The organism is Egibacteraceae bacterium (assembly GCA_035540635.1).
Lineage (GTDB): Bacteria > Actinomycetota > Nitriliruptoria > Euzebyales > Egibacteraceae > DATLGH01.
In genome coordinates, this window is sequence record DATLGH010000042.1 from 16,283 (window position 1) to 29,034 (window position 12,752).

The following is a 12,752-nucleotide window of genomic DNA, read 5'->3' on the forward strand; positions in this document are numbered from 1 at the left end:
GCACGGCGGAGGGTCGCGCACCGCGGACGGTCACGTCTCCCCCTTCGGATCGGGTCGGCACCGGGTCTCCGGCTCGCGGCAGGTTACCGAACCGCGCCCGGGCGCTGTCACCGCGCCGCGGTGCCATGCTACGGGGGTCCGGCGGCTACGGGAGCGAGCGTGACGAGGATCCTGACGATCGACGCGGGCACGACGGGCATCACCGCCCTGGTCCTCGACGAGAACGGCACGGTGCGCAGCCGGGGCTACCGCGAGTTCCCCCAGCACTTCCCCCGCCCCGGCTGGGTCGAGCACGACCCCGACTCGATCTGGAGCGCCACACTCGAGGCGGTCATCGAGTCGCTCAGCCGCGCCGGGACCACGGCCGGCCAGCTCAGCGCCCTCGGCATCACCAACCAGCGCGAGACGACGGTGCTGTGGGACCGGGCGTCGGGCAGGCCGGTGCACCGCGCGATCGTGTGGCAGGACCGCCGTACCGCCGGCCACTGCGACCGCCTGCGCGGCGAGGGGCACGTCGACACGGTGCGGGCGCGTTCGGGGCTCGTGATCGACGCCTACTTCTCCGGCACGAAGCTCGCCTGGCTGCTCGACCACGTCGAGGGCGCGCGCGCCGCCGCCGCGAGCGGCGACCTCGCGTTTGGCACCGTCGACACGTGGCTCCTCGCCCGGCTCACCGGAGGACGCCTGCACGCCACCGAGCCTTCGAACGCCTGCCGGACGATGCTCTACGACATCCGCGCGGGCGCGTGGTCCGAGGAGCTCTGCGCCCTGCTCGGGGTGCCGACCGCGGTCCTGCCCGAGGTGCGACCCTCCGCCGGCGAGTTCGCCCGCACCGACCCCGACGCCTTCCTCGGCGTGGAGGTGCCCATAACCGGTGTCGCCGGCGACCAGCAGGCCGCCCTGTTCGGGCAGGGCTGCTGGACACCCGGCACGTCGAAGAACACCTACGGGACCGGCAGCTTCGTCCTGCTCAACACCGGCACCGACGCACCGTACAGCCAGCGCCTCCTCACCTCCTGCGCCTGGGAGGTCGACGGGCGCATGACCTACGTGCTCGAGGGGTCGATCTTCGTCACGGGCGCCGCCGTCCAGTGGCTCCGCGACGGTCTCGGGCTCATCTCCTCCGCACGCGAGACCGGCCCGGTGGCCGAGACGGTCGACGACACCGGCGACGTCTACCTCGTGCCGGCGTTCACGGGGCTCGGTGCCCCGCACTGGGACCCCTACGCCCGCGGCACGATCGTCGGGTTGACCCGCGGGACCTCCCGCGCACACCTCCTGCGCGCCGCCGTCGAGGCGATGGCCTTCCAGACCCGTGACGTCGTGGAGGTCATGGAGGCCGACTCCGGCGTCGCGCTCAGCGAGCTGCGGGTCGACGGGGGCGCCTCGGCCTTGGACCTGCTCTGCCAGTTCCAGGCGGACCTGCTCGGCGTCGACGTGCTCCGTCCGACGACCGCGGAGACGACCGCACTCGGTGCCGGCTACCTCGCGGGTCTCGGGGCGGGGGTGTGGGGGTCCACCGACGAGCTCACGGAGCTCTGGCGCCTCGACCGGCGCTTCACCCCCGCGATGGCGCGCGGGGATGCGGACCGCCGCCAGGCACGGTGGCGGGCGGCCGTGGAGCGCAGCCGGGGCTGGGCGCGCGACTGACGGCTCAGTGCTCGGGGCGCCGGCCACGGCCGAAGACGGGCGGCCCTTCGGCGCCGCGGCACACGACGGGCATCGGGTCCTCGCCCTTCAGCGCGAGCACGCGCGCGGCGGCCTCGTCGAGGCGATCCGCGTCGACCCGGCCCGTCTCGACCGCCTCGACGAGGGCGTCGCGCATCGCGCGGGCGTGGTTGCCGTCGGTGGCGAGCACGGCGTCGGCGCCCGCAGCGACGGCCATGACCGCCGAGCTGGGGAAGTCCCAGGTCCGGTGGACGGCGCCCATGCCCGTCGAGTCGGTGATCGCCACGCCGTCGAAGCCCATCCGCCGCAGGAGCGCGTAGGCCGGCGGGGCCAGGCTCGCCGGCAGGTCCGGGTCAAGGGCCGTGTACGCGACGTGGCCCACCATGACGAGCGGCACGCCCGCGTTGATCTGCGCGGCGAACGGCAGGAGATCGGACGCCTCGAGCTCGTCGAGGGAGGCGTCGACCACCCCGAGCCGCCAGTGACTGTCGACGTCGCTGCGCCCGTGGCCGGGGAAGTGCTTCGCGGTGGGCAGGACGCCCGCCGCGGCGAGCCCGGCGGAGAACGCGAGCCCGTACTCGGCGGCGCGTTCGGGATCGCGGGAGAACGAGCGGTCGCCTATGACGCCCCGGGCGGGACCGTCGTCGACGTCGACCACAGGCGCGAGGTTCGCGTCGATCCCGAGCTCCGCCAGGGATTGGCCGAGGTCGCGGGCGAACCGGCGCACGTCGGCCGGGTCCCCGCGCGCCGCGAGGGTGCGCGCCGAGCTCGTGCGGCCGAGCAGGGCCCCGAAGCTCGAGACCCTGCCGGGCTCCTCGTCCGTCACGACGAGGAGCCCGTGGCGTGCCCCGCCCCGCAGGCCGCGGACGAGTTCACGGACCTGCCATTCGTTCTCCACGTTGGCCTTCGTGAGGAAGACCCCGCCGACACCGACCTCGCGCACCTCGGCGACCAGCCGGTCCCCGGGTGCGAGGACCCCGGGCAGGCCGACGATGAGCACCTGGCCCGCGCGCTGCTCCAGCGAGGCGCCCGCACAGGTGGGCTCTGTGGGCGGCGGCGCCGGGGCCGGGCGGTCCGCCGCCAGCGCGGGCGCTTCGGCGGGGCTCTGCACCCCGATGACGACGGCTGTGCCGAGGCCGACCAGGAAGCCGACCGCCAGCAGCACTGGCAGAACCACCCTGCCGCCCACTACCCTGCCTTGCGGATGACGAGCTCGTCGTCGTCGAGCATCTCGCCGAGCTCGTCGAGGTCTCCCGAGCCGATGATGACCTCACCGGACTTCACCTTCGCAGCGTACTCGTCGACGTACTCCTGGCCCGACAGCATCATGAGCTCGTACATGAGCTCGTCGGTCGCGCTACGCAGCGCGAAGCGGTCGGAGTCGGCGGACCCGTACCGGCCGGCGATGTCGAGGGGCCGACCGACCCGGATGCCCGCCCGGCGGATCTTCGGCACCTTCGCCGTGGGCGGGAGGATCTCGAAGGTGCCGATCATCGCGACGGGAATGAGGGGGGCGCCGGTGCGCATCGCGAGACGCGCCGGTCCGGTCTTGCCCCGGTACAGCCGCCCGTCCGGGGAGCGGGTGCCCTCCGGGTAGATGCCGAGCAGGCGCCCGGACTCGAGGATCTCCTGGCCCCTGCGCAGGCTCGCCTCCCCCGCGTTGCCGCCCTGGCGCGCCACCGGCATCACGCCGACGTTCTCGAAGAAGTAGCGCTTCCAGCCCCTGAAGTAGTCGCTCTTACCGAGGAAGAACACGGGCCGGTCGATGACCGCGGGCAGGAAGACGGAGTCGAGGAACGACAGGTGGTTGGACGCGAGGATGGCTGCGCCCGAAGCAGGGATGTGCTCGAGCCCCTCCGTCCTCGGCCGGTAGACCGCGTTGACGACCGGGGGGATGACCGCGTGCAGGACCCGGTACAGCGGCGGACCGCGGTCCTGCTTGGCCACTGGGTCATCCTCTCCGCGGTGGCGGCCCGCGCGGGCGGCCGCTGCGTGGCCGGGCAGGGGTAATCTCGACGGGAGTTTACGCGAACCCGCGCCTGCCATCGCCGGAGAACCCATGCCATCCGACCGCGAGACGACCACGCAGCTCGCCACGTTCGACCCGTCCCTGGCGGAGGCGGTCGCAACGGTGCTGCGGCGCCAGGGCGTACCGGCCGTGACCGGGCCCGCGCCGGGTCCCGGCCCCGACGACGACGTCGAGGTCCGCGTGCCGCCCGAGCGCCGCGACGAGGCGCTCGGGCTGCTCGCCGGTCACATGGAGGAGATTCGCGCGATCGTGCACGCCGGAAACTCGGTGACCGCCACGCCGCTGCCGCTCGTCGAAGGGGACGCCGAGCAGGTCGGCACCCCGCTCGTCATGTCCCGCGTGCGGTCGATGGGGCTCGGCGTCGCGGTGCTGCTCGTGCCGCTGCTCGTCGTGACCCTCGCCCAGACGGGCCTGCCGGTCGGCTACGCGATCGCCGTGTTCTTCGTCGGGCTCGTCGCCGTCGTCTACTGGCGCAACCGCGACGACCGGGCGTAGGTCACGCCCCGGTCGTGGCGGCGACGTCCATGGCGAGGAGCGCCGCGCCCACGAACCCGGCCGCGTCGGCGAGCCCGGCGGGCTCCAGGAGTGGCAGCGGCCGGTGCGCACGGCCCATGAGCCGCTCGGCGAAGGCGGCGCGGGCCGGTTCGAGCAGCAGGTCCCCGGCTTCCATGGCGCCGCCACCGACGACCACCATCTCGGGGTCGAGGGCGTTGACGAGGGAGGCGATGCCGACGCCCAGCCAGAACCCCGCGCGGGCGAGCAGGCCCTCGGCGAAGGGGTCGCCGGCTTCCGCCGCCTGTGTGACGGTCTTCCCCGTCAGGGCTGCCGGCGCCGCGCGCGCAAGCGGGGAGGCGTGCGGCATCTCCCCCGCCGCGAGGGCCTCGCGGGCTGAGCGCCCGATCGCTGTCCCGCTCGCGAGCGCCTCGAGGCACCCGCGGTTGCCGCAGGGGCACGGCGGACCGCCCTCGAGGAGGATGACGTGCCCGAGCTCGGCGGCGAGCCCGTGGGCACCCCCGACGAGGCGGCCGTCGAGCACGAGGCCGCCACCGACGCCCGTGCCGACCGTCACCATGACCATGTCGGATGCTGCCGACCTACCCGCGCCGGCCCGGAACTCCCCCCAGGCAGCGACGTTCGCGTCGTTGTGAACGGTCACCGGGGTGCCGAGGGCGCGCGCGAGCTCGTCGCGCAGGGGGTAGTCCGCCCACGCGATGTTCGGCGCGTAGCGCACGACGCCGACGCGGTCGATGATGCCGGGGGCTCCGACGCCGACGGGCAACACACCCACCCCCGCCTCGTCGCACAGCTCCCGGACGATCTCGACGACGAGGGGGGCGACCTCGCGGGCGTCGCCAGGGGTGGCGTGGCGGCGGGCGGCGACGACCACGCCGTCGGCGCGCGCCAGCCCCGAGGCGATCTTCGTGCCCCCGATGTCGACGCCGACGGCGAGCGCCACTTAGAAGCGGAGCAAGGCGGCCACGGGGTGCCCGTCGAGGCGCACCTCGTCGCGGAAGAACTCGATGTGGGTGTCTGCGCGGACGGCCTCGTCGATCATCTCGTCGACGAGGTCATCGACCGGGGTCACCGGCGTGCCGTAGGCCGCAGCCTCCTGCTCGTGCAGGGCGAGCGCCCCGCTGCTGCTGCGGTAGCCGGGGACGCCCGCGCCCTCGACGACGAAGAGCACCTCGGCACGCTTGCCGTTGATGGCCTCGATCACGTGACGGATGCCGCGGGCGGCCTTCTCCGCCTGGCCCTGGGCCGCGGCGAGCCGTTCGAGCAGGTGGCTGCGCCGCGCGCTGACGAGCTGCTGCTCGACCTGCTGGAAGCGGGAGAGCAGGTCGTGGGCCTCCACCTCGAGCGGCAGGCTCATCGGCTCCCCGTGCACGACCCGCTGCAGGTGGGGGTGGAGGTTGCGGGAGAACTCCATGACCTCGTGGTGGGGACCCGCGAGCACCAGGGCGTCGATGGTCTGGTCCTCGTGCAGGCGGAGGAGGATCTCCCCGGTGTCCTTCATGTGGTGGAGGACCTGGTGCTCGATGTTCTTCTCGAATCGGCGCGCCGACCAGCCGCCCTTGCGGTGCTGGCCGTGGACGTCGGACTCGATGCCCTGGTACTCCCAGACGACCCCGAGCTGGTAGCGGAAGATGCGTGCCTTGTCCCGCTCGATGATCGCCAGCGCGAGGTGGTGGTGGCGGCCGAGCAGCGCCTCGAGGGGGACGACGTAGGGTCGGTCGTTGACCCGCACGATGTTGCGCACGCCCAACGCGAGCTGGACCTGTTCGAAGATCAGCCCGTCGGAGGAGAACAGCCCGATCCCGCGGATCCCGCTGCGGTCGAACTCGTCGCGGACCCAGCGGGTGATGGCCGTGGCGTCGGCCTCGACCGCGCTCCGTGCCGGCTCGCCCAGTGTGTCGGCCTGGCGCCGGGCCTGGCGGAGCAGCCCGTCAAGGCGCGCCTCGTAGTCGGCTGATCGGGGGAGTCGTGCACCGTCGGTGTTGAGGTACACGCTCGTCACGGGAGCTTCGGTGGGAGGACGGTCGACGAGCTTGCGGATCTCGGCAGCGGTCAGCTCCACGGGCATCTCCTTCCGTCGCGGGGTGATCTGCCCCGCTCAGTCGATGTCTGCCGACCTCCGGCCGGGAGGTGGTCATCACCTGCAGCAGGACGCACACCGGGCAGTGGGCGCACCCGCCGTTGCCGCCGGATGCGGCGTGCTCGTGCGCGTCGTTTTCCCACGCCGGTCAGTGTAGAGGCCCGCGTCGTGCTCGCCGCACGTGGTGCGCGCTGGCCCTGAGGGTCAGGCGGCGCCCTGGTCGCCGCCCGACCCGACGCGCGCGTCGTAGACCTCCTCGGCCGGCAGGGCGAGCAGCCGGCGAGCCATGTCCTCCTTCGCCCGGACGAGCGTCTCAGCCTCGGCCGGCGTCGCGGGCCCCCGGCCGGCGAGCTCGAGGAAGTCGTCGCTCATATGCCCTGGGCGCAGCGTGAGGTCGGCGGACCGGCCGCGGTAGGCGAGACGGAAGAAGAAGGGCCCCTCCGGGCCGGGCGGCGCGTCCCGAGGCGCGATCTCGGGCGCGAGCCGGTAGCGGTTGCCGGTCACCGCCCGGGTGACCATCTCGAAGGCGTCGCGGGTGCCCGCCCCCGCGAAGGCGCTGTCGACCGTGATCGCGTAGCGCTCCGGGGGTTCGTCGGCGAGCAGGGGGAACGCGCGCTCCATGACCTTGAAGCCGTGCGCGAGACCGGCGATGGAGCTGCGGCCGTGGTACTTCACGAGGTCGTCAAAGAACACGACGATGAGCTCGCCGTGGTCGAGCACCTCCAGCGTCGCCATGGTGGTCTCCTCGGGTTCTGGCGTCTCGAGGGTGCCCTCGACGCCGGGCAGACCATTCTGCGCCCGACGGGTGTGCGCGGCGATCAGCCGTCGGGGTCAGCGCGCGCGGGCGCCGGGGGCGTCGAGCGGGTCGCCGAAGGCGGTGCCCGCAGCGGCAAACCACGTGCCCGCAGCCGCCCAGTGGTACTGGCTCGAGAGCCAGGACCCGGCGGGTCCGGCGCGCACGATCCCGCCCTCCATCGCCAGCAGGAACAGGTGACCGGGTCACTCGAGTGCACCGCGACGAGGTCGCGAACCCCGCTCACCACATCGGAAGCGGTGACGGCGAGGTGGTGGCGAGCCACAAGGCGCGCCCGGCGCTCGGCGGTCGTGATGCGCGGGCGCGGCGTCACCGCGCTGGACCGCCGGCGGGCCGCCCGCTGGTCACCCGCCGGGCGTCCACTCGGCCGCACGTCGGGCCATCTCCTCCTCGGAGACGTCCTCGACGTGGCTGGCCACGCCCCAGCGGTGCCCGAAGGGATCCTCGAACCTCCCGGAACGATCGCCGTAGAACTGGTCAGCGACCGCTTCGAGCACGCGTGCGCCCGCCTGCACGGCGCGATCGAAGACCGCATCGACGTCCTCGACGTAGACGTGGAGGCTGACCGGGCTGCCGCCGACCGTTCGGGGGCTCGGCATGTCGGTGCCGGGCTGCTCGTCGCCGAGCATGATGACGGAGTCGCCGATCACGAGCTCGGCGTGCGCCACCGTGCCGTCGGGACCCGCCATGCGCATCCTCTCCGTCGCCCCGAGCACCGCGACGTAGAAGTCGATGGCGTCTGCCGCGCCGGCAACGATCAGGGCGGGTATGACGCGCGGATAGCCCTCGGGAATGGGGTCGACGGGCATAGGCTCTCCTGTTCATCGCAGCCGTGTGGCGGGTAGCGAACGTATGTTCGTATACCTTAGCAGAGCGCTCGCCGCCAGGCAAGGGACACTTCGGCCGACCACTCGGCGCCGAGGTCGGCGAGCCGCGCCGCCACCTCCCATGCCGCATGGGACGCGCGGCCTGCGCTGCGGCGGCTTCGAGCCGATGAACCCGCCGCAGCGTGGCCGTGCGGAACTGCGGCGCGTGACCGCAGCATCGCCGCGTCGCACCGAGAAAGCGACCCGGCGAAGCCGCCACCGTAACGGCGGAGTGTGACGGCGACGCTCCGAGCGTGTTGCGATCAGGTGAACGGTGGGGAGCGTGGCCGCAGGTCTCCGCCGTCGGTGGGCAGTCCATGACGAGCAGGTCGGGGTAGGTGGCGAAGTCGGCGATCACGTCCGGACGGCGTCCGGGCCGGCCTCCACCGTGATGCTGTCGGATACGGCGTCGGACACCTGGCGCTCGTGGGGCTCGGGAAGCTCCCGCGGGGTCATCCCACGCGGGCCATCTGCAGTCCCGGGGCGCCCGCAGCTGCGGTGAACAGGCCGAGGATCGACAGGGCGAGCACGGCGACGACGAGCCAGAGCAGCGTGCGGCCGCCGAGCAGCTCCCTGCGCCGGTGCTTGAGCGCCCGCAGGTCGACGAGGCTGCCGGCCCAGAGCAACCCGGCTCCGGCGAGCATGGGTCCCCCGGCGAGGCCGCCCCCGGTGCGCCACAGCACCACACCCCCGGCCGTCCACACCGCGAACAGCACCGCCCGGGCGAACCCCGAGCTGTAGCGGCCGAGCCCGATGTGGCCCGCGCCGGGCACGACGGCGCTGAGCGCGAAAGCCGCGGTCCACGGCTCGGCGAAGCGGCGCTCGAGCCCGGGGGGTCGGTCGTCGGCAAGCTGCCAGCGCGCGGACAGCGGCGTGGCGCACGCGCCGCACTGCAGGGACTCCACGCTCGTCCAGCGCCGACAGGCGGGGCACTCCCACTCGATGATCGCGCCGCGCCGGCGGAAGCCCTCCGCAGCCGGGTGCCCCCCGCCGTCGCCCTTCCCGGTCGGGGCCGGGTGCCCCCCGCCGTCGCCCTGCCGGGCCGCGTCGACCGCCGGGGGGGCCACCGCCCCTTCCGGCACGTCGGGCGCCGTCGGCGCGACCAGCGCGGCGTAGCACTGGCTGCACCAGTCCGCCGACTCGGCGTTCGTGGCCCCGCAGGCCGGGCAGCGCACCTACCCCTCCTCCGGGGCGACGGTCCGGCGGGCGCGGGCCCGCGCCTCCCGCTCCTGCACGGCGAGCGCCTCGTGCTGGTGGGCGAGCAGCGCGGGGTCGGGTTCGCTGCCGGGGGTCCGCCCGGCCTCGAGGCGGTCCTTCAGGCGGTGCAGCGCCGCGCGGACCGTCGCACGGTGAGCGACCAGGCGCCGCCTCCCGCCCCGGTCGGCAACGTCGACGTCGAGCAGGTAGTGCACGACGGAGCCGGTCGGCTCGTCGAGGTAGTACCACTCCGCCGCGCCGTCGAAGTCGCCGGTGTAGCGCATGCGGATGCCCTTGGCCGCACGGTTCTCGGTGACCTCGACGAGCAGGTGCTGCGGGCGCCGGATGAGCCCCGGTGGACGCAGCGTGAGCGCGACGCGCCCGTCAGCCGCGCGGCTCGTGGCTCCCGGCCACCAGAGGCCCCACCCGGCCACGTCGGCGACGACGAGGTGCACGTCGGCACGCCGCGCACGCACGAACACCGAGTCCCAGGCCCTGATGCGCATCGTTGTGAGGGTAGGCCGCCGGAGCGCTACAGGGCGACGAGCGCAAGCGCGGCTGCGCCGACGAGCGCCGCCACGACCGTGCGCAGGAGGCCCACGCGGGATCGGTCTCTCAGCGAGAACCACAGGAACGCGATCACGAACCCGGCCACGAGACCACCGAGGTGCGCCTCCCAGGCGATCCCGGGCACGAACAGCGGCAGGGCGAGGTTCAGCCCGAGCACGAGGAGCAGCTGACGCAGGCCGGCCGCACCGGCCGGAGTGTGGCGGCTGCGCAGCGACGCCGCGAGCCATGCGCCGAACAGGCCGAAGATCGCGCCGGAGGCGCCGACCGCGACGCCGCCGGGCGAGGAGAGAGCGAACGCGGCGCCACCGGCCAGCGCCGAGGCGAGGTAGAGCGTGGCGAACGGCACGCTGCCCGCCTGACGCTCGAGCTGCGGCCCGAACAGGTAGAGGGCGAACATGTTGAACAGGATGTGCGTGAAACCGGCCGGAGAGTGGAGGAACGCCGCGGTGAACAGCCGGTACCACTCGCCCCGTTCGACGAGGGGGTTGACCTGGGCGCCGGCGGCGAAGATCCGCTCCCCGACCTCGGGCAGCACCAGCCCGACGACGTGCACGGCCACGGCGACGGCGAGGATGGTGAAAGTCACCGGCGTGGCGCCACGCGCGCCGGCGCGGACGTCGCTTGCGGTGATGACCCGCGCGTTGCCCTCCGGCGCCGCGCAGTCACGGCACTTCTGGCCGACGGGGGCGCGCTGCACGCAGTCGACGCACGCGGGCCGCCCGCACGATGAGCATGCCAGGCGGGTCTCGCGGTCCGGGTGGACGTAGCAGGTCGGGAGGGAGGTGTCCGCGCTCACCGGCCCCACCCTACCCCCGCCTCCTGCGCCGGGCCCCGCAAGCACCACGGCGCACGTGGTTCACTGCGGGTGAGAGGGACGTGGCCGTTCCGGCACGGTCACGGCAGGGGGAGGCCGCGTGGACGAGCCCGGGTGGCAGGAGGCGAGGGAGCGGCCGGCTCGGCGCCTGCCGGTGGTGCTCGGGCTGCTCGCGGCGGTGGTCCTCGTCGGCCTGCTCGTGCGCGTCGACGACGGTTCGGGTGGCGACCGCAACCTCGAGGTCGCCGACGACCCCGAGCCGCGGCCCACGCCCCGGCGGACCCGCTCGCCGCGGCCACCGCGCAGCCCCCCGCCGGCTCCGCCCGAGGCGTCGGGGACCTGGACGGCGGGAGCGGCGCTGCCGCTGGCTCCGCGCGACGTCCACGGCGTGTGGTCGGGCACCGAGCTGCTGCTGTGGGGTGGGGAGCTCTGGGGGCCCGACGGCGGCCGGCGCACGTTCCTCGGCGACGGGGCCGCCTACGACCCCGCGGCGGACCGCTGGCGCCCGATCGCACCCTCGCCGCTCGCCGAGCGGGCGGGTCACGCGGCGGTGTGGACCGGCGGTGAGCTGCTCGTGTGGGGCGGCAGCGGTCCCGTCGGCTACTTCGCCGACGGGGCGGCCTACGACCCGGCGGCTGACCGCTGGCGCCCGATCGCCCCCTCGCCGCTGTCACCGCGGGCCGGCGCGAGCGCGGTCTGGACCGGCGAGGAGGCGCTCGTGCTCGGGGGGTTCGACAACGCCGGGCCGCTCGGCGACGTCGCCGCCTACCACCCCGCCCGCGACGCGTGGCGCGTCCTACCCTTCCCCGAGGCTATTGCCGGTATCGCCGGTTACCAGGGCATGGAGAGCCTCGAGGCCCTGTGGGACGGCCACACGGCGGTCCTCTGGCACCGCTGGGACTACCATCCCGGGGCTGCGCGCGTCGCGCGCTACGACCCGCGGACGGGCTCCTGGACCGACCTGCCGCCCGTGCCGGCCGCCCGAGGGTCGGCGCCGGCCACCAGGCAGCTCCTGTGGACCGGATCGGAGCTCGTGGCGGTCCTCTTCCGGGGGGACGGCCGGCCGGCGGACGTCGCGCTGCTCGCTCCCGGCGACGGCGACTGGCGGGTGCTCGAGCTGTCCCCGACCCGCTGGCGCACGTCGTCGCAGGGTGAGGGCGCGGTCGTGTGGGGTGGTGACCGCCTCTACCTGCTCCTCGGTTCGGCGCGCGGCATCGCCCTGGACGTGCACCGGGGGGAGTGGGCGCTCCTGCCCGACGCGCCCTGGCATCGCCGGGGGTGGGCGCAGTCCGCGGTGTGGACCGGTGACGCCCTGCTCGCCTGGCAGCGGGCGGACCCTCACGCCGGCCCCGACCGACCCTGGCTCGAGGTCGCGCTCTGGCGCCCTGCCGGCTGAGCCCGCTCAGGTCACTCCGGCCCGCGCGGCGAGCCGCGCGTGCTCCGCGGCCGCGAGACGGATGAACGCCTCCGCGTGGCCCCGGCCGCCGAGACCCCCCGCGGCGCTGCGGTAGGCCGCCAGGCCGGCGGCGGTGCGGACGTAGTCGACGGACTCCAGGGCCACGGCGTAGCAGCGCAGCGCCGCCTCCTTGCGCGGGTAGACGCCGGTGACGTCGAGCAGCACGTCGGCGGGCGCGGGCGTCCACACCTCGTAGCCGTAGACGTCCGCGCCGAGCCCCGCCGCGACGAGGGCGGTGTTCGCAGCGCGGTGGTCGCGGTGGGGGTCGAGCAGCGACGGGGCGTACACGGCCGCGCAGTCCCGCCCGTGCTCGGCGATGACCGCCGCGAGCGCCACGGCATGCTCGGCGAGCGCGCCGTCGGGCAGGCGGGCGAACACCGGCTCGCGGGCTCCGAGGGTCGCGCAGGCCGCCCGGCACTCCCGCTCACGTTCGCCGCCCACGCGCCGACCGGAGCGTGACCCGCCCGAGGTCGCCTCGCCGCTGGTCGCGACGAGCACCGTCACGGCGTCGCCGCGGTCGACGTGACGGGCGATCGCGCCACCGCAGCCGATCGTCTCGTCGTCGGGGTGCGGCGCGACGACGAGGACCGGCCCGGTCGGCGGTCCGGGAAGGAGGGCAGGGCCGTCGACGGCGCGGGCGGCGAGCGCGAGCCCGACCTCCCGCACCGCCGGCGGCAGTGACCGCGCGGCCCGGCGGGCGACGCCACAGGCGATCCGCCGCAGCGCCACCGCGCGACCTGCTGAC

Annotated in this window: 14 protein-coding genes; 3 read left to right on the forward strand and 11 right to left on the reverse strand. The window is 74.7% G+C overall.

The window, feature by feature from the left end:
• Positions 1–159: 159 nt before the first annotated feature.
• Positions 160–1,650, forward strand: a complete 1,491-nt coding sequence (gene glpK / locus VM324_07260; protein HVL99073.1) for a glycerol kinase GlpK — start codon at positions 160–162, stop codon at positions 1,648–1,650.
• Between the two features lie 4 nt (positions 1,651–1,654).
• On the opposite strand, the gene VM324_07265 is transcribed toward glpK, so the two are convergent.
• Both VM324_07265 and VM324_07270 read right to left on the reverse strand, forming a co-directional pair.
• Complete coding sequence (locus VM324_07265; protein HVL99074.1) at positions 1,655–2,845, reverse strand: glycoside hydrolase family 3 N-terminal domain-containing protein; 1,191 nt, start codon at positions 2,843–2,845, stop codon at positions 1,655–1,657.
• 11 nt (positions 2,846–2,856) lie between these two features.
• Positions 2,857–3,615 (reverse strand): lysophospholipid acyltransferase family protein, encoded by a 759-nt coding sequence (locus VM324_07270; GenBank protein ID HVL99075.1) that lies wholly within the window; start codon positions 3,613–3,615, stop codon positions 2,857–2,859.
• Positions 3,616–3,727: 112 nt separating this feature from the next.
• Between VM324_07270 and VM324_07275 the strand changes: the two genes are divergently transcribed.
• Entirely contained in the window at positions 3,728–4,192 is a 465-nt protein-coding gene (locus VM324_07275) for a hypothetical protein (protein ID HVL99076.1), read from the forward strand.
• 1 nt (position 4,193) lies between these two features.
• Here the strand turns inward: VM324_07275 and VM324_07280 are convergent, their stop codons facing one another.
• From VM324_07280 to VM324_07315, 8 genes are all read right to left on the reverse strand, one after another.
• Positions 4,194–5,153 (reverse strand): ROK family protein, encoded by a 960-nt coding sequence (locus tag VM324_07280; protein HVL99077.1) that lies wholly within the window; start codon positions 5,151–5,153, stop codon positions 4,194–4,196.
• On the reverse strand, positions 5,154–6,272 hold the full coding sequence (locus VM324_07285) for a Vms1/Ankzf1 family peptidyl-tRNA hydrolase (protein ID HVL99078.1): 1,119 nt from the start codon (positions 6,270–6,272) through the stop codon (positions 5,154–5,156). It lies immediately after the preceding gene.
• A gap of 222 nt (positions 6,273–6,494) precedes the next feature.
• Positions 6,495–7,025 (reverse strand): hypothetical protein, encoded by a 531-nt coding sequence (locus tag VM324_07290; protein ID HVL99079.1) that lies wholly within the window; start codon positions 7,023–7,025, stop codon positions 6,495–6,497.
• Positions 7,026–7,121: 96 nt separating this feature from the next.
• Complete coding sequence (locus VM324_07295) at positions 7,122–7,250, reverse strand: hypothetical protein (GenBank protein ID HVL99080.1); 129 nt, start codon at positions 7,248–7,250, stop codon at positions 7,122–7,124.
• Between the two features lie 198 nt (positions 7,251–7,448).
• Positions 7,449–7,913 carry a VOC family protein gene (locus VM324_07300; GenBank protein ID HVL99081.1) on the reverse strand — a complete coding sequence of 155 codons (465 nt, stop codon included), beginning with the start codon at positions 7,911–7,913 and terminating at the stop codon, positions 7,449–7,451.
• 509 nt (positions 7,914–8,422) lie between these two features.
• The gene (locus VM324_07305; protein HVL99082.1) at positions 8,423–9,145 is read right to left on the reverse strand and encodes a hypothetical protein; all 723 of its coding nucleotides are present in this window, start codon (positions 9,143–9,145) and stop codon (positions 8,423–8,425) included.
• Positions 9,146–9,673, reverse strand: a complete 528-nt coding sequence (locus VM324_07310) for an SRPBCC family protein (protein HVL99083.1) — start codon at positions 9,671–9,673, stop codon at positions 9,146–9,148. It lies immediately after the preceding gene.
• A gap of 26 nt (positions 9,674–9,699) precedes the next feature.
• Positions 9,700–10,533 (reverse strand): rhomboid family intramembrane serine protease, encoded by an 834-nt coding sequence (locus VM324_07315; GenBank protein HVL99084.1) that lies wholly within the window; start codon positions 10,531–10,533, stop codon positions 9,700–9,702.
• A gap of 118 nt (positions 10,534–10,651) precedes the next feature.
• On the opposite strand from VM324_07315, the gene VM324_07320 reads away from it, so the two are divergent.
• A complete protein-coding gene (locus VM324_07320) occupies positions 10,652–11,947 on the forward strand; it encodes a hypothetical protein (protein ID HVL99085.1) in 1,296 nt (431 codons plus the stop codon).
• 6 nt (positions 11,948–11,953) lie between these two features.
• On the opposite strand, the gene VM324_07325 is transcribed toward VM324_07320, so the two are convergent.
• On the reverse strand, positions 11,954–12,736 hold the full coding sequence (locus VM324_07325) for a PIG-L family deacetylase (protein HVL99086.1): 783 nt from the start codon (positions 12,734–12,736) through the stop codon (positions 11,954–11,956).
• Between the last annotated feature and the right edge of the window lie 16 nt (positions 12,737–12,752).

What these genes read in the sequence shown, in the direction of transcription:
- VM324_07300 (HVL99081.1), bottom strand. Translation starts at nt 7,913, where the DNA reads ATGCCCGTCGACCCCATTCCCGAGGGCTATCCGCGCGTCATACCCGCC.
- VM324_07310 (HVL99083.1), bottom strand. Translation starts at nt 9,673, where the DNA reads ATGCGCATCAGGGCCTGGGACTCGGTGTTCGTGCGTGCGCGGCGTGCC.
- VM324_07275 (HVL99076.1), top strand. Translation starts at nt 3,728, where the DNA reads ATGCCATCCGACCGCGAGACGACCACGCAGCTCGCCACGTTCGACCCG.
- VM324_07290 (HVL99079.1), bottom strand. Translation starts at nt 7,025, where the DNA reads ATGGCGACGCTGGAGGTGCTCGACCACGGCGAGCTCATCGTCGTGTTC.